Annotated in this window: 16 protein-coding genes; 11 read left to right on the forward strand and 5 right to left on the reverse strand. The window is 55.2% G+C overall.

The annotated features are described in order from the left end of the window. Positions 1–43 precede the first annotated feature (43 nt). Genes AC9UEO_RS05980 through AC9UEO_RS05990 form a run of 3 tightly spaced genes read right to left on the reverse strand, consistent with a single transcriptional unit; the run spans position 44 to position 1372 of the window. On the reverse strand, positions 44–535 hold the full coding sequence (locus AC9UEO_RS05980) for a hypothetical protein (RefSeq protein WP_509531013.1): 492 nt from the start codon (positions 533–535) through the stop codon (positions 44–46). After that, positions 532–954: an HIT family protein gene (locus AC9UEO_RS05985; RefSeq protein WP_509531015.1), complete on the reverse strand. Its 423-nt coding sequence runs from the start codon at positions 952–954 to the stop codon at positions 532–534. Before AC9UEO_RS05985 ends, AC9UEO_RS05980 begins: the two co-directional genes overlap by 4 nt. A 16-nt stretch (positions 955–970) precedes the next feature. Further along, a complete protein-coding gene (locus AC9UEO_RS05990) occupies positions 971–1372 on the reverse strand; it encodes a c-type cytochrome (RefSeq protein ID WP_509531017.1) in 402 nt (133 codons plus the stop codon). Positions 1373–1594: 222 nt separating this feature from the next. Between AC9UEO_RS05990 and AC9UEO_RS05995 the strand changes: the two genes are divergently transcribed. From AC9UEO_RS05995 to AC9UEO_RS06025, 7 genes are all read left to right on the forward strand, one after another. Then, positions 1595–2263: a class I SAM-dependent methyltransferase gene (locus AC9UEO_RS05995; RefSeq protein ID WP_509531019.1), complete on the forward strand. Its 669-nt coding sequence runs from the start codon at positions 1595–1597 to the stop codon at positions 2261–2263. Next, positions 2260–3180, forward strand: a complete 921-nt coding sequence (locus tag AC9UEO_RS06000) for an NAD(P)-dependent oxidoreductase (protein WP_509531021.1) — start codon at positions 2260–2262, stop codon at positions 3178–3180. Before AC9UEO_RS05995 ends, AC9UEO_RS06000 begins: the two co-directional genes overlap by 4 nt. Continuing rightward, a complete protein-coding gene (locus AC9UEO_RS06005; RefSeq protein ID WP_509531023.1) occupies positions 3177–4490 on the forward strand; it encodes an aspartate aminotransferase family protein in 1314 nt (437 codons plus the stop codon). Before AC9UEO_RS06000 ends, AC9UEO_RS06005 begins: the two co-directional genes overlap by 4 nt. Before the next feature lie 65 nt (positions 4491–4555). After that, the gene (locus AC9UEO_RS06010) at positions 4556–5482 is read left to right on the forward strand and encodes a substrate-binding domain-containing protein (protein ID WP_509531025.1); all 927 of its coding nucleotides are present in this window, start codon (positions 4556–4558) and stop codon (positions 5480–5482) included. Beyond that, positions 5479–6981: a sugar ABC transporter ATP-binding protein gene (locus tag AC9UEO_RS06015; protein WP_509531027.1), complete on the forward strand. Its 1503-nt coding sequence runs from the start codon at positions 5479–5481 to the stop codon at positions 6979–6981. The genes AC9UEO_RS06010 and AC9UEO_RS06015 overlap by 4 nt, the downstream gene beginning before the upstream one ends. Further along, entirely contained in the window at positions 6978–7922 is a 945-nt protein-coding gene (locus AC9UEO_RS06020) for an ABC transporter permease (RefSeq protein WP_509531029.1), read from the forward strand. Before AC9UEO_RS06015 ends, AC9UEO_RS06020 begins: the two co-directional genes overlap by 4 nt. A gap of 10 nt (positions 7923–7932) precedes the next feature. Continuing rightward, positions 7933–9402 carry a xylulokinase gene (locus tag AC9UEO_RS06025; protein WP_509531031.1) on the forward strand — a complete coding sequence of 490 codons (1470 nt, stop codon included), beginning with the start codon at positions 7933–7935 and terminating at the stop codon, positions 9400–9402. Here AC9UEO_RS06025 and AC9UEO_RS06030 read toward each other — a convergent pair. Together AC9UEO_RS06030 and AC9UEO_RS06035 are read right to left on the reverse strand one after the other, a co-directional pair. Next, positions 9391–10623, reverse strand: a complete 1233-nt coding sequence (locus AC9UEO_RS06030; RefSeq protein ID WP_509531255.1) for an MFS transporter — start codon at positions 10621–10623, stop codon at positions 9391–9393. The two genes, AC9UEO_RS06025 and AC9UEO_RS06030, sit on opposite strands and share 12 nt — an antisense overlap. Before the next feature lie 30 nt (positions 10624–10653). Continuing rightward, positions 10654–12393, reverse strand: a complete 1740-nt coding sequence (locus AC9UEO_RS06035; protein ID WP_509531033.1) for an IlvD/Edd family dehydratase — start codon at positions 12391–12393, stop codon at positions 10654–10656. 99 nt (positions 12394–12492) lie between these two features. On the opposite strand from AC9UEO_RS06035, the gene AC9UEO_RS06040 reads away from it, so the two are divergent. From AC9UEO_RS06040 to uvrC, 4 genes are read left to right on the forward strand one after another with little or no spacing between them, the layout of a single operon-like run. Then, positions 12493–12945, forward strand: coding sequence for a nuclear transport factor 2 family protein (locus AC9UEO_RS06040; protein WP_509531035.1), 453 nt, complete (start codon positions 12493–12495; stop codon positions 12943–12945). Between the two features lies 1 nt (position 12946). Next, positions 12947–13366 (forward strand): VOC family protein, encoded by a 420-nt coding sequence (locus AC9UEO_RS06045; protein ID WP_509531037.1) that lies wholly within the window; start codon positions 12947–12949, stop codon positions 13364–13366. Then, positions 13333–14151: a 2-keto-4-pentenoate hydratase gene (locus tag AC9UEO_RS06050; RefSeq protein WP_509531038.1), complete on the forward strand. Its 819-nt coding sequence runs from the start codon at positions 13333–13335 to the stop codon at positions 14149–14151. Before AC9UEO_RS06045 ends, AC9UEO_RS06050 begins: the two co-directional genes overlap by 34 nt. Then, complete coding sequence (uvrC, locus tag AC9UEO_RS06055) at positions 14148–16031, forward strand: excinuclease ABC subunit UvrC (protein WP_509531040.1); 1884 nt, start codon at positions 14148–14150, stop codon at positions 16029–16031. The genes AC9UEO_RS06050 and uvrC overlap by 4 nt, the downstream gene beginning before the upstream one ends. The last annotated feature ends 33 nt before the right edge of the window (positions 16032–16064 follow it).

The following is a 16064-nucleotide window of genomic DNA, read 5'->3' on the forward strand; positions in this document are numbered from 1 at the left end:
GGCTCAAAGCAGGAAAACAGAGGTGTATTTTCATTAAAAGGCCTTATTTTTTAACGACCAAAAGTTGAATGCTCTGGACTTGCTTTTTAAAAATCTTGTCTGCGTCGTCGTAAATTTTTTGGCACAAATCAGCCACGTCACTGCTTTCGGTTTCTTTGCGCAGCAGCAAAGCCGTACTTTTTTTCAACTCTTGGTAGGCCACAGGAATGGTTTGCCCCGAAGGCAGTTGCAGGGTGTCGATGTTTTGGAAATAGCCTTTGAATTGGTTGGTAATGCCTTCGCGCTGACCGGGGCGTGTGAGGAAGTCCTTGGGAATGGCGTTCAAGAATTGTTCTAAATCGAAATCGGGGTAAGCCTTGCCTTTGCAAATGGGGTCGGCATCGATTTGTTTTTTGTAACCAAAAGCAGTGATGACGCCAAAAGTGGCTTGGTAAATCCGGTCGTCGTTGCTGAGTTCTGCGGCCCGCAGTGCTGTGGCAGACGACAAAATAAGGGCGGCAATGGTCAGTTGTTTTGCGGTGAAGTTGTTTTTCATTTGGTGTCTGTGGTGGTGACTGTGGTGGGTTTCTTTTCCCAAAAAACAGCTTTGTCAGGAAAAATCCAGCGGATACCGCCGCGTGGTTCGGTGACGTCGCCTTTGAAGCGAGGAATCAGTTGCATGGTGATGTGCGCCACGGTTTGACCTGCAGCAAAACCCTCGTTGATGCCTATATTGAAGGCTTGAGGGCTTAGCTCATTTTTAAGCACATTCTTGGCTCGTATCATCATGAAAGTCAGGTCCTCGCGCTCTTGGTCGGTGAGATCGAAATAGGATTCGACATGACGGCGCGGGATGATGAGGGTGTGGCCCGGCGAGACAGGAAAGACATCGCGAAACACCAAAGTCAGAGGACTTTGGTCAATGATGCGCGACTCAGACAAATTGCAGTAGGTACAGACGTGAGGTTTATCCATAAGACATTATCTCGCTTTAAAAAGTGCGGTTGGACTTGGAGCGGATAAAGCTCACAAGGTCCCAAATTTGGTCTGGGGTAAGAGTGTCTTGCCATGCAGGCATGGTATTTTTCCCATTGGTAATGCGAAAGGCCAAGATACCGTCAGGGAAAATCGGGGGCGATGCAATCATCGTCAAGTCTTTGGGCCTCTTGGCTAACTGTGCGCTTGCAGGTCCATCACCCACTCCGTTAGGCCCATGACAACTTAAACAATACAAAGCCCATATCTGTTCCCCTCTTGCCACTGACTCAATTGAGCCTTGATGGGGGTTGGTTTGAAATGCGCAAGACACCAAATTGCGTTGGGCAAAGATCAAACCCACCAAAGCGAGTGCAAGAAATAGCAGGCCTTTTTTCAGTAGGGATGATGAAAGCATGGGTTGGTCAAGAAAGCACTTTGAAAAGTAGGCCATTCTAGATGGGGAGGCCTAATCGCCCAGTGATTCAAAGATGAAAAGGGCTAACATCCGGGACTGATATGCTTGCGCCAAATTTTGGGGGGCTTAGCCAGATGGCGCTACCCTGATCTCTCGGTCAGCTGTTTACCAGGGAAGATAATGGGCGATTACACGAATATGTCTGGTTATTACGACTTAATCATGACATCTGGTTATTATGATTACGACAAAATTGTAGACTCCCTTGTTCAGCACCAACCCTTCTCTAGTGTTCTTGAAATTGGCTGCGGCACGGGCCTGATCTTGGAGACCCTTGCCAAGCGTCAACCCAATGTTGCCATCACAGGTGTAGATTTAACCCAAGCCATGTTGACGATTGCACAACAACGCTTGCAGACATTTTCCCAAGTGAAGTTACATCACCAAAACGTGACTGAACTGCATTTGGACCAGGCCTATGACTTGGCTTTTTCCTACGGCGGCGTCTGGTACTTCGTGATCGATGGCGACAAAGAACCATTTTTGGTCAGTCACATCGCACAAGACGAACCCAACCGACAAGGTTTGTCCAAAGTGGCCCAGCATGTCAAAGCGGGTGGGCAATTGCTGCTAGGCGTTCAAGGACCGCATCATGATTACGCCAACCCTATCTCGAACGGCATGATGTACTCGCAAAAAATTGAGCTCGCCGACCATGGTTTTATCAAGCATTACTATTTGGCTGACGGCGACAAAACCTTGATGGCGCAGACCATTCAATACCGCACCTACCCTTTTGCCGAAGCTTTGGATTTGCTTGAAGCTTTTGGCTTTACCTACCAACCTTATTCGGGCGACAAGCCGCAGTTTTTGACGTTTAAAAAATCATGAGTCACTTGCCAACTCTGGCTTTCATCGGCGTTGGCAATATGGGCAACCCCATGGCCGCCAATTTGGTACGCGCCGGTTATGACGTCACTGTGTTGGACTCAATGCCTGAAAAAACAGCCAACTTGTTGGCTTTGGGCGCGAAACAAGCCCATTCTGTCGCGCAAGCTGTGGCGCAGGCCGATGTGGTGATGACCTCCTTGCCCGGACCACCCCAAGTCAACCAAGTCATGCTTGGCGTTGAGGGCGTTCTCGCCAACGTTCGTTCGGGAACCACGGTGATCGACACCTCCACCAGTTCGGTGGAGTTGGTGCAACGCTTGGTGCAAATGGCTGGCGAAAGAGGTGTTCATTTTTTAGAAGCGCCCGTCACCAACGCTGTGGACATGGCGGCCTTGGGGCGTTTGTCCATCTTTGTGGGCGGCGAGAAAGCTTGCTTTGACAAGCACCTGCCAATCTTCAATGTTATTGGCGAGAAAATCTTCCATTGCGGCAAACCGGGCAACGCAGCCACGGTCAAGCTTTTAACCAATCTGCTGTGGTTTGTGGGTGCCGCCACCATTGGCGAGGCGTTGATGCTGGGTGCCAAAGCGGGTGTGCCGCTGAACGTGGTGCAAGAGGCCATTACTTCCAGCGCGGGCGACAGCTGGGTGGCGCGGCACGACATTCCTTCCATTTTTGCAGGTCACTACGACCCTAGTTTTTCGCTGGCCTTGTGCTGCAAAGATTTGGCGCTGGTCAACCAAATCGCCCAATCGCAGGGGTATTCGCTCACCATGGGCGCACATGCCCAAGCCTTGTTCGAAGAGGCCAGAGCTCGTTATGGCGACGAAGCTGCCGAACTGCATGTGGTGAAGTTGCTCGAAGAACGGGTGGGTTTGTTGCTGCGCCCACCCCATGGTGAGGCAGTAAAGCTATGAGCCGTCAGTCGCAACTGCTTCAAGAAGCGATGCGCCACATGCCCGAGGGCGTGGCTGAAAACTACCGCTACTGGGGACCCAACCGCACTGTGTTCATCCAACGAGCCAAGGGCTGCGAGTTGTTCGATGTGGACGGTAAAACCTATGTGGATTTCCGTTTGGGCTATGGACCCGTGATTTTGGGCTATGGCGATGAGCGGGTTGACAATGCGGTGATTGCGCAAATTCAAAGCGGCGGCACTTTGACGGGATTTGCTACCGAGTTGGACACCTTGGTGGTGCAGCAAATCAAAGCTTTATGCCCCCAGATACAAAAGATGCGTTTTGCCAACTCCGGCACAGAAGCGGTGATGGGTGCGGTGCGCACTGCACGCGGCTTCACGGGGCGAGAACGCATGGCGACGGTGGAGGGCGGCTTTCACGGTCTGTACGACGAGTTGATGTGGAAGTCAGATATTGAAAACTGGGACGCCCACGGCGGCCAAGCACCTAAGGTGATTCCTTTTGGCGCAGGTATTCCCCCAAAGACCCACGACTTGGTTGACATCATTGGCTTGAACGATTTTGCAGCCTTGGAAGACTTGTTCCAGCACCGCGATCATCAACTGGCTTGCGTGGTGCTAGAGCCCATCATCGGCAACGCAGGCAGCATCGCCGCGAGCCAAGCATGGCTTGAGCGCTTGCGCGACCTTTGTACAGCCCAAGGCACCATGCTGATCATCGACGAGGTGAAGTCAGGTTTTCGGGTGGCCAAGGGCGGAGCGCAGGCCTTGTATGGCATTCATGCAGATTTAACGGCCTATGCCAAAGCCATGGGCAACGGCTATCCGGTGGCTGCCTTTGGCGGCCGTGCCGATGTGATGGATGTGGTGGGCGCTGGCGCTGGCTCTGTGGTGCATGGCGGAACCTACACCGCCAATTTGGTGGGTTTGAGCGCCGCCCATTGCACCTTGGATATCTTGACCCATACCGATGCGCTGCAAACCGTGCACCGCGTCGGCGAGCGGGTACGCGATCTGCTGGGGCGGGTGTTCACCCAAGCGGGGATTGAACACAGGTTTGCCGGTCCTGCCTCCATGCTGGGTATCCACTTCACCCCCACCGTGCCTGAGACTTACCGCGACTGGCGCAAGACCAACAGCAGTTTGTACCGCGAGTTTTGCTGGCAATTGATTGCCCGAGGTGTGATGCTGGAGCCCGACTCCAGAGAGCCTTGGTTTTTTTGCGAAGCCCACCAGCACATGGACTTTGGCTGGTTGGAAGAGGTGGCGACACAGGCCATGCAAGCGGCGATTCACTTGAAACCCTAGGGTTGGCAGACACAGTTAGAATTTTTCTCGCGCTTTAATTTCTACAACACTTCACGGAGATAACTTTGAACCCATCTCGCTTTAATCCCTTGCGTCGCCATTTCACTTTCTCAGCATTGGCCTTAGCGTTGTCCTGCACCACCCAGGTCGGCGCCCAGCAAGCTAAAAACATCACATTGATCACCCCTTACCAGCAATCGGTCACCACCAATGAAATGCTCACCACGTTGGCAGAGCTGTCTGGCAAAAAGGGTTGGAAAGCCAATGTGATCGACACCAAAGGCGACTTTGGGCAAATGGCCAGTCGCATGGAAGATGCCATTGCTGCCAAAACTGACGCCATCGTCATTGTCAGTGCGGACCCCAACCAAGTGAAAACCCAAATTGCAGCAGCAGCAGCCAAAGGCATTCCCGTGTTTGGTTGTGACTCTGGTTACATCCCCGGCATGGTGATGAATGCCACCAGCGACAACACGGCCATGTCTGACGCCATCAGCCAGCATTTGCTCAAAACCATTGGCAACAAAGGTTCCATCGTGGTGTTTACCCACCGTCCCCATCCTGGTGTGCTCAAACGCTCACAAGCCTTGGATGCCTTGCTCAAGAAAAACCCCAATATCAAAGTCATCAGCGAGCAACATGTGCAAGTGCCCGGCCCCATCGAGAATGCCCGCAAAGCCATGGAAAGTATTCTGACAGCCAACCCTGCCAAAGGCTCTATTACCGCGGTGTGGGCTGCATGGGACGAGCCAGCCATTGGTGCCACCCAAGCCATTCAAGCCGCTGGTCGCAACGAAATTGTGGTCACTGGCATTGATGGCACCAGCCAAGCCAACGACTTGATCAAAAAAGGCTCACCCTTTGTGGCCACCATGAAGCAAAATTTCCGTGGCATGGCTGAATTGGTGACGACACAAATGGAAGCTTCATTCGCGGGCAAAAAACCCAGCAGCACGGAAATGTACGCACCGGCCAGCTTGATCACCAAGTGAGCGTGGTTCTTCAAGGCGTCGGCTTGACCAAGCGGTTTGGCGAGCTGACGGCTTTAGAGGGTGTTGACATACGTTTGCAGGCAGGCGAGGTGTTGGGCTTGATTGGTGAAAATGGCGCTGGCAAGTCCACCCTTATCCATGTGTTGACACGCAGCTATGCCTGTGACGCCGGCGTGCTCACTGCTGAGAATGGCTTGGCGGGGATTGCGGTGGTTCACCAAGACCCGCAGTTGATTGCCAGCCTCAGTGGTTTAGACAACTTGTTTATCGGCCTGTCATTTCCCAGTACAGCCTTCGGGGCTTTCATCTCTTACCCCAAGATGCGGGCTTTGGCACAGGCCGCTTGCAATGAACTGGACTTGGCACTGCCCTTAGAAAACCTTGTGCTCAGTTACACCGCCACCCAGCGCTTTTATTTGGCTTTGCTGCGCTGTTGGATGCAGCGCCCGGCGGTGCTGATTTTGGATGAACCTACCGCGGCCTTGACCAGTCACGATGCAGACTTGCTTTTGGAGCGCATACGTTCATGGAAAAACGCAGGCATGGCCGTGTTGTATGTCAGCCATCGCTTGGAAGAGGTCTTGCAGATATCGCAGCGCATTGTGGTGCTGCGCAACGGGAAAACCGTGGCGACGCTTGAAGCTGCCGAGCAAACCCATTCCGATTTGGTCCATGCCATGTCAGGCCAATCTTCCAGCGCCCATCAACGACCGGTTACTGCCAGCGTGCAGGGCCGTGCTTTGCTGCATGTTGATAACCTTTGCACAGAGGATGCTTGCGTGCAAGGCATACAGCTCAGTTTGCAGTCTGGCGAATTGGTGGGCGTGTACGGTTTGGCTGGCGCGGGGAGAACCGAGTTTTTGGAAGCCTTGGTCGGGCTCAGGGCTGTGTCGCGAGGAAGCTTGCATTGGATGGGACAACCTTATCGGCCGACCAGCCCTGGCGCCTCGGCAAAACAGGGCCTGGTGTTGGTGCCCGAAGACAGGCGTCACAACGCCCTGGTGATGGGCATGCGTTTGCGTGAAAACCTTAGCCTGTCCCTGCTCAGGCGATGGAGTCGTTGGGGGTGGTTGCGCCGTGATAAAGAAAACAAATTTGCCCAGGAATGGATAGATACCCTCGCCATCAAGGCCAGAGACCTGGAGCAGCCTGTGTCTGAGCTGAGCGGGGGTAACCAACAAAAAATCGTCTTTGCCCGTGCCTTGGCCATGCAACCGGTGGTGTTGTTGTGTGATGAACCGACCCAAGCGGTGGACGTGGCCACCCGTCGAGCCATTCACCAACTGGTGCGTGACCATTGCGAGGCTGGCGGCGCAGCCGTGGTGGTGACCTCGGACTTGGACGAAATGCTGCAATGGGTTGACCGAGTGGTGGTGGTTCGTGAGGGCGCAAGCGTTGCAGACTTGCCCAATCAACAACTGAATGCCGCGCAGGTCTTGCATTGGTGTTTTGCCAAGCCCTTAGACAATGCAGCGCATAGGGAAAAAATCGCTGCATGAATTCGATTTCGCTTCAGCAATGGCTTCGTACCTATGCCACTTTGGGCGCCTTGCTGTTGGTGTGCACTGTCTTTGCCTACCTCAGTCCACAGGCTTTTGCCACCTTGGACAATGCCATCAACGTGACCCGCCAAATTGCCTTTTTGGTCCTGATCGCCTTGGGCGCCACGTTTGTGATGGCCGCAGGCGAGTTTGATTTGTCGGTGGGCGCCATGGCCAGCTTTGCTGGTGTGATGTCAGCGCAGTTGGCGGTCAGTGGCATGGATGTGACCATAGCGGTAGTGTTGACACTGGGGCTGTGCTGCCTGATGGGCATGTTCAACGGTTGGTTGGTGGGTTATTTTGGTGTGCTGTCCTTTATCACCACCTTGGCCACAGGAACCATGCTCAGCGGATTGACCTTTTGGCTGACCGGCGGCTCAACCGTGTTTGAAAACATCCCAGATAACTTCAGCTGGTTAGGCCGCGCCGTGCTGATGGGTTTGCCAGGCCCGTCATGGGTCATGTTGGGCAGTGTGGCGTGTGCGTATGTCGTGATGCATCACACAGTCTTTGGACGTCAACTGTATGCCGTCGGGGGCAATGGCAGGGCTGCTCGCTTGGCAGGGGTGTCTGTGCTTGGGCACAAAGTAGGCGCTTTTGGTTTGTGTGCGTTGGCCGCTGGCGTTGCAGGTGTTTTGCTGGCTTCTCGGCTGGGCTCGGCGCATCCCACGGGCGGCAATGGTTTGTTTCTGCCCGCGTATGCTGCTGCATTTTTGGGTACCACCGTGGTGCGAAGTGCAACGCCGCATATGCTGGGATCGCTGCTCGGAGCGGCCACCTTGGGTATTTTGGCCAATGGCCTGACCATTCTCAATGTGCCTTCTTTTTTACAAGATATGTTGACAGGTGCCATCGTTGTCGCTGCTGTGGTGTCGCAAAAATGGGGGGCCGCGCGTTAGCGCTGACACCATGGCCTACATCGCCAGTTTTGACATAGGTTCATCCGCTATCAAGGCGGTGTTGCTTGATCAGCAGGGGGTGATGCACCACGCTTGTAGCCAAGACTATGCGGCCAGCAAAGATGCACCAGGTGAGCAAGCCCCACATCTTTGGTGGGACAGTTTTTGTGCCGTGTTGCGCCAATGGTGGTCGTTGGGCGTTGAACCATCTTCACTCAAAGCATTGACCTTTAGCGGTCAGATGCAAGACCTCATCGCACTGGACGCCAACGGCGAAGTTGTTCGTCCTGCAGTGCTGTACATGGATGCCCGTGCTGGTGAGCAAGCCGCGGCTGTCTTGGCGACCCTTGGGTCAACTCAGGTGGCCCAGACCACGCGAAACCCTTTTAATGGTGCCTCGGTGCTGGCCAAAATCCTGCATCTTCGTGACCATGAGCCTGACCACTTCCAACGCACCAAGCAGGTTTTGGTGGGTGCCAAGGATTTCATTATTTTTCGCTTGACGGGCAAAGCGGTGACCGATCCCACCACTGCGGCCACCACTGGCATGTACAACTTTGATGCGGGGTGTTGGACCAGCGAATGGATGACAGTTTTGGGCTTGCACCATCTGAGCTTGCCAAGCTTGCACCCTGCGGGTGACTGTGTGGGGGGGGTGAGCGATAGGGCGGCAGAGTTCACGGGGCTGGACGTTGGGTTGTCGGTTTTTTGCGGCTTAGGTGACGCTGGCGCCACCACCTTGGGTGCAGGCGTGACTGACAGCACCCAAAGCTATGCCTATTTAGGCACCTCTGGCTGGGTGGCTACCTTGGCGCAAGCTTTCCATACTGGGCAAACCCCTTTGTTCCTTTTGCCCTGTCCCCAAGCTGGGTGGCATATCCGCATTGGCCCCATCAGCAATGCAGGCAGCGTGCACCGCTGGGCCTTGCAATTAACTGGGGAGGACGATGAGACAAGGGGGTACGCCGCGATGGAGCACTTGGTGGCGTCTACGGTTACCGATGCCAATGTGCTTTTTTTACCTTATTTATCTGCTGAACGTCTTCCGGTCTCGACAGAGCAACCGCAAGGAGGTTTTAGTGGCTTGTCTTTGCAAACCACTCGTGCACAGATGCTCAGGTCGGTTTTGGAAGGGGTAGCGCTTTCATTGCTTTGGGCATTCGAGGAAGTCCAAGCACAGCCCATGCAATCGCTTCAGGTGGTGGGAGGTGCCACCCGCAGCGCTGCATGGATGCAAATTTTGGCCGATGTTTGGAACAAGCCTGTGGTGGCCCACCGTGACAGCACCTACTTACCCTGCGTAGGCGCTGCTGCAACCGCTGCAGTGGGTTTGGGTTGGGCACCGAGCAACGCGCATTTTTTGCAATCGCTGACTCGAACCGATACGCAAACTTGGTACCCCGACCCCGTTTGTGTGCCTATCATGCAAGCCAAGTCTGTGGCCCTGCGCCAATGGCAGCAGCTTGTGTCAGGCGGTTAAAGCCCGACCTCTGGTTTCTGGCAAAAACAGCACCGTCAAGAGCACCAGCGCATACGCCCCCCCCGCAAACATCCCAATGGCCGTCCCCAAACCTTGGCTGGCTGACAGCAAGCCGACCAAGGTGGGAAACAGCGCACCAATACCGCGCCCAAAGTTGTAGGCAAAGCCTTGACCGCTGGCGCGAACCGTGGATGGAAACAACTCGGTCAGGTAAGCGCCAATACCGCTGAAAATGCCCGAAGCGGCAAAGCCCAGCGGGAAGCCCACAAACAACATTTCGGTGTTGGTCAATTCAATTTGGGTATATGCGTAGACGCTCAGCCCAGACAACACGGCGAACAAAAACAAATTGGGCTTGCGGCCAAAGCGGTCAGTGAAATACGCGCCACTGATGTAGCCAATGAAAGAGCCGCTGATGATGACAGCCAAATACCCGCCTGTGCCAATCACACTCAGGTGGCGCTCAGTCTTCAAGAAGGTGGGCAGCCATGTCATGACGGCGTAGTAACCGCCTTGTACGCCGGTACACAGCAAGGCCGACAACAAGGTGGTTTTCAGCAAAGCAGGCGAAAAAATAGCCCAAGGTGACACACGCGTGATGCTGTCATCGTTGGCGGCACAGCTTTGTTGGTAGACCTCAGGTTCTGGTACGTTGCGTCGTATATAGATGACCAAAAAGGACGGCAAGACCGAGAACCAAAAGAGCGAGCGCCACGCCCAATCCTCGGATAACCAACTGAAAGCCAAGGTGTACAGCAATGCGGCGATGCCCCAGCCGACAGCCCAACCGCTTTGCACCGTGCCCACTGCTCGGCCTCGGTACTGGGCTCGGACAATTTCACCCATCAACACCGAACCCACCGCCCATTCGCCGCCAAAGCCCAAGCCTTGCAGCGCTCGAAGCACAAAGACTTGCTCGAAGCTTTGTGCAAAACCGATGAGGAAGGTGCAAACAGAGAACCACACAATAGTGATTTGCAATATGCGCACCCGCCCAAAGCGATCCGCCAACATGCCCGCGATCCAGCCGCCCAGCGCCGAAAACAGCAAAGTGACAGTGCCCAACATGCCGGCTTGGGTTTTGTCGATATGAAAGTAGCCAATCAGCGCGGAGATGACAAAGGTGAACACCATGAAGTCCAGCGCATCCAAGGTCCAGCCAGCGAAGGCGGCGACAAACGTGCGCTTTTCTGGAGGGGAGAGTTCTTTGAACCATTGCATCATGAGGGGCTTTCTCGAGGTTAAAAGGGTTTAGCGAGGCGTTTTGCCTTGGGATTGTTCAGCGCGTAAAAAATCAAAATCAGCACCTTGATCGGCTTGGTTGACGGTTTTTAAAAACAATTGCCTATACCCTCTAGCGGCCGTAGGCGCAGTCACTGGGTGCGCTTGTTGTCGGCGGGAGAGTTCGTCAGCAGATACCAACCATTCAAGGCTGCGTTCAGAAACGCTTAAACGGATGCGGTCGCCGGTTTGTACATAGGCCAGCGGTCCACCCACAGCCGCCTCGGGCGTGACGTGCAAGACCACGGTACCAAAAGCCGTGCCGCTCATGCGGCCATCCGAGATGCGCACCATGTCTTTCACACCTGCACGAGCGAGTTTTTGCGGAATCGGCAAATAGCCAGCCTCGGGCATACCCGGTGCACCTTTGGGGCCGATGTTTTTCAGCACCAAGATATCGTGAGCGTGGACGTCTAGGTCGGGGTCGTCGATGCGAGCAGCCAAATCGGCGCTGTCTTCAAACACCACCGCACGGCCTTCGTGTTCCATCAGGCGTGGGTCAGCCGCCGATTGTTTGATGATGGCACCGGCTGGCGCCAAGTTGCCGCGCAGCACCGCAATGCCACCTTGCGGGTAAATGGGGTTATTGACCGATCGGATAACGGTTTGGGGGAATGCGGCAGGAGCTACGGCTAGGTTTTCGCCCAAGGTTTTGCCGGTGACGGTGAGGGCGTCCAGTTTGAGCAATGGACGCAATTCACGCAGCAAGGCCGGCATTCCGCCTGCATGGTGAAAGTCTTCCATGTAGTGTTGACCCGAGGGCTTGAGGTCGATCAATACCGGCGTTTCCCGCCCCATGCGGTCAAACGCATCAAGGTCTAAATCCAAACCGACGCGGCCAGCCATGGCCGCCAAATGCACCAAGCCATTGGTGGAGCCGCCAATCGCCAGTAACACCCTAAGGGCATTTTCAAAGGCATCGGCGGTCAGTATTTGCTCTATACCAAGGCGTGAGTGGGCAAGTTCAACAGCTTGTGTACCGGTGCGTTCGGCTACCCGCATACGGTCGGCGGTGACGGCAGGCGGCGAGGCACCCCCGGGCACTGTCATGCCCAGCGCCTCGGCAATGCAAGCCATGGTGCTGGCGGTGCCCATGACCGAGCAGGTACCCACACTGGCCACCAAGCGGTCGTTGACCTCGTCTTTTTCGGCATCATCGACCTCACCGGCGCGGTAGCGTGCCCAGTAGCGGCGACAGTCGGTACAAGCGCCAACGCGTTCACCTCGGTGTGAACCCGTCAACATGGAGCCGGTGATGAGTTGAATCGCTGGCAAACCGGCAGATGCTGCGCCCATCAGTTGCGCGGGCACGGTTTTGTCACAGCCGCCGATGAGCACCACCGCGTCCATGGGTTGGGCACGCAGCATCTCCTCGGTGTCCATGGCCATGAGGTTGCGCAAATACATGCTGGTCGGTGCAGCAAAGCTTTCGTGCAAGGAAATGGTGGGGAAGGTCATGGGCAAGCCACCTGCGAGCAAGATACCCCGCTCCAAAGCTTCAATCAGTTGTGCCGAATTGCCGTGGCAGGGGTTGTAAGCGCTGGCGGTGTTGGCGATACCGATGACGGGTTTGTCAAGGGCTGCATCGGTGTAGCCAGCGCCCTTGATGAAGGCTTTGCGCAAAAACAAAGAAAAACCTTGGTCTGCGTAAGAGATGAGCCCTTGGCGAAAACCGTTGGTATCAGATTTTTTGAAAGGCGAATCGGTCATTGTTTCAAGGCGGTTTCTAGGGTTTACGGGTAAGTGCTGTCTTCATTTCCAGCAGGTGGCAAGCGTATCATTCAAGGCAAACATTTGAAGGAGATTGCGATGCGTCTTATTTTGAGATCTATTGGACTTGTTGTGGCATGGGCATTCGTGACCTTGGCCCAAGCCGCAGGCGGGGCTTGTAACCCCATCAGCAGCGATGAAACCCTCAAGGCTGAAGACGCCCGCTATGCAGCACAAATGGGCGACGACTTTTCCGCCATGGAAAAGCTGTTTTCGCCGGATTTGGTTTATATCCACACCAGTTCGGTGCTGGACAACAAGGCCTCCTATATTGAATCCATGCGCTCAGGCACAGTCAAGTACAAGGTCATGCGCCGCTCGGAAGTGACTGTGCGCACTTTTGGTTGCGTTGCCATCATCAACGGCATTGGCAACTATGACGTTCGGGTGAAAGAGAATGACATCAATGTCGTCTTGCGCTTCACCAGCATTTGGCAAAAAACCGATGCTGGTTTGCAATTTGTGTCTTGGCAGTCGACAAGGATGCCTTGATATGCGCTATTTGCACACCATGGTGCGTGTCACCGATTTGGATGCTTCTTTGAAGTTTTACCGCGATGCTTTGGGCCTTGAAGTCATTCGTCAAAAAGATGTCCCCTCGGGGCGCTTTAGCTTGGTGTTTTTGGCGGCCCCCGGCGACCACAGCGCCCAAGTGGAGTTGACTTTCAATTGGGATCCCGAGGCCTTGCAAGGCGGTCGCAATTTTGGGCATTTGGCTTATGCAGTGGAAAACATTTATGCCACCTGCGAGCGTTTGCAAAACCATGGTGTGACGATTTTGCGTCCGCCCCGCGATGGTTACATGGCATTTGTGCGCTCGCCCGACAACATCTCGGTAGAGTTGCTGCAAGCCCATGCGCCTTTGCCGCCTGCTGAACCTTGGGCTTCTATGCCCAACGTTGGCCAATGGTAGGGGGTGTGGCGCAGGCAGCAGCGCTGCAGTTGCTGCCAGCATGGGAGGCACCCCTGCAAATCAGCGCCATTGACGCCCAGTACCGTCCCCAAACCCGTGGCGAGGGCTACGCAGTACAGCAGTCTTTGTTTGAGGCCACGGGCGACAAAGCCATAGGCTGGAAAATCGCTGCCACCAGCACAGCAGGCCAAGCACACATCGGGGTCAGCGGCCCTTTGGCGGGGCGTTTGCTGGCTTCACGTTGCTTGACCGATGGCGCAGCGGTTTCCATGCGTGGCAATGTCATGCGGGTCATCGAAGCCGAATTTGCCTTTCGTATGGGCTCAGATGTGCTGGCGCTGGGAACTCAAGCCTTGACGGTGCAGCAGGTCATGGCGCAAGTGGCCGAGCTGCATCTGGCCATTGAAATTCCCAACTCTCGTTACCAAGACTTTGTCACAGCGGGTGAGGCGCAGTTGATTGCCGACTTTGCTTGCGCCAGTCACATGGTGCTGGGCTCTGCGCTCACCACCGATTGGCGCAGCTTGGATCTTGCAGCCCAAGCGGTGCAGGTCAGCCGAGGTGGCAAGTTGGTGGCGCAAGGCAGAGGCGCCAACGCGCTGGGCGACCCGCGGGTGGCGCTTACCTGGCTGGCCAATGAGTTGATCAGCCATGGCCTGTGCCTGCGTCAAGGTGAAGTGGTCATCACAGGTACCTGTGTGGTGCCCGTTCCTGTGGAGGAAGGCCAACGCCTGTTCGCACAGTTTCCCGGTTTGGGCGAGGTTTCTGTTGCCATCGTGTCGTGACTGAGCCAGAAGCATTCGATCCCGAGCTGTTGTCGCAAGTGGCTGCTTTGCCCCCGTTGCCAGGTGTCTACCGTTACTACGATGCCGAGGGACAGGTCTTGTATGTTGGCAAGGCCAACCATCTTAAAAAACGCGTCAGCAGTTACTTTCAAAAAAGTCACGGTGGAACCCGTATCGGCCATATGGTGGGCAAGATTGCCAAGCTTGAAACCACGGTGGTACGTTCCGAGGCCGAGGCCTTGCTGCTGGAAAACAACCTCATCAAAACCCTCAAGCCGCGTTACAACATCCTGTTTCGAGACGACAAGAGCTACCCCTATTTGAAAATCACCCGTGCCCAAAAAGGCGACCCCGACGCCTTGGGTCATCCGCACCCCAAAGCTGCACCAAGGGTGGTGTATTACCGTGGTGCAGTGGATAAGCACCACGATTACTTTGGCCCTTACCCCAGCGTATGGGCGGTGCGAGAAGCGATTCAATTGATTCAAAAAGTGTTTCGTTTGCGCACCTGCGAGGACACGGTGTTTCGCAACCGCCACCGACCTTGCTTGCTGCACCAGATCAAGCGCTGCTCGGCACCCTGTGTGGGCATGGTCAGTTTGGAGGACTACCAGCGCGATGTGCAAAGTGCTTGCGAACTGCTGCAAGGTCAAACCCAAGATGTGATGCAGTCGCTGGAAAAGCGCATGTTGGCTCACGCTGAATGCTTGGCGTTTGAGCAAGCTGCTGAAGTGCGTAACCAAATCAGCGCCTTGTCCAAGGTGCTGCACCAGCAAGCGGTGGACACGGTGGACGACCGCGATGTGGATATCTTGGCGGTGGTGGTGCAAGGGGGTAAAGCCTGTGTCAATTTGGCCATGGTGCGCGGTGGCCGCCATTTGGGCGACAGCCCTTACTTTCCCACCCATGCCGATGGCGCTGAACCCGTTGAGGTGCTAGAGGCGTTTTTGGGTCAGCACTATGTGGATGTGCCGCTGCCCCCTACGCTCATTACCCATCATGCGGTGGACAAAGAGTTGGTGGCTGCCTTGTCTGCGCAAACGGGGGTAAAGCTGAATGTCATCCACCAACCGCGTGAGCAGCGCAAGGTATGGCTGGAGATGGCGCAGCAAAACGCGGCGTTAAAGCTGGCCCGCTTGTTGGCCGAGGAAGGTTCACAGCAGTCACGTACCCGCGCCTTGGTCGATACGCTGGACATGGCGGTGGATGACTTGGATAGCCTCAGGGTGGAATGCTTTGATATTTCGCACACAGCGGGCGAAGCCACCCAAGCCTCGTGCGTGGTGTTTCATCACCACAAAATGCAGGCCAGCGAATACCGCCGCTACAACATCGAGGGCATCACCGGTGGTGACGATTACGCCGCCATGCGTCAAGTGCTGACACGTCGCTACAGCAAATTGGCGCAAGCCGTGCGTTTAGGCGAAGCTAAGTTTCCCGATTTGGTGCTGATCGATGGCGGCAAAGGGCAAATCAGCATGGCGCGGGAGGTATTTGTTGCGCTGGATTTGGATGTGTCACGCTTGGTCGGCGTGGAAAAAGGCGAGGGTCGCAAGGTGGGCTTAGAGGAACTGGTGTTTGCCGATGAACGACCCAAGCTCAGCTTGCAAGCGGATTCAGCTGCACTCATGTTGGTGGCGCAAATCCGCGACGAGGCGCACCGTTTTGCCATCACTGGTATGCGGGCCAAGCGAGCCAAGGTGCGCACAGGGGGTAGCAGTTTGGAAGACATCCCTGGTGTGGGTCCCAAAAAACGCGCTAAATTACTGCAACGTTTTGGCGGTGTGCGTGGTGTGGCGCACGCCAGTGTGCAAGACCTGTGCACCGTCGAAGGCATTTCCCCTGAGCTTGCCCAAGCCATTTACGCTGCGCTGCGTTAATCGGGGTCATTTAATTGGGGTCAGACCCCAATT

It is taken from the genome of Limnohabitans sp., from assembly GCF_040401495.1.
Lineage (GTDB): Bacteria > Pseudomonadota > Gammaproteobacteria > Burkholderiales > Burkholderiaceae_C > Limnohabitans.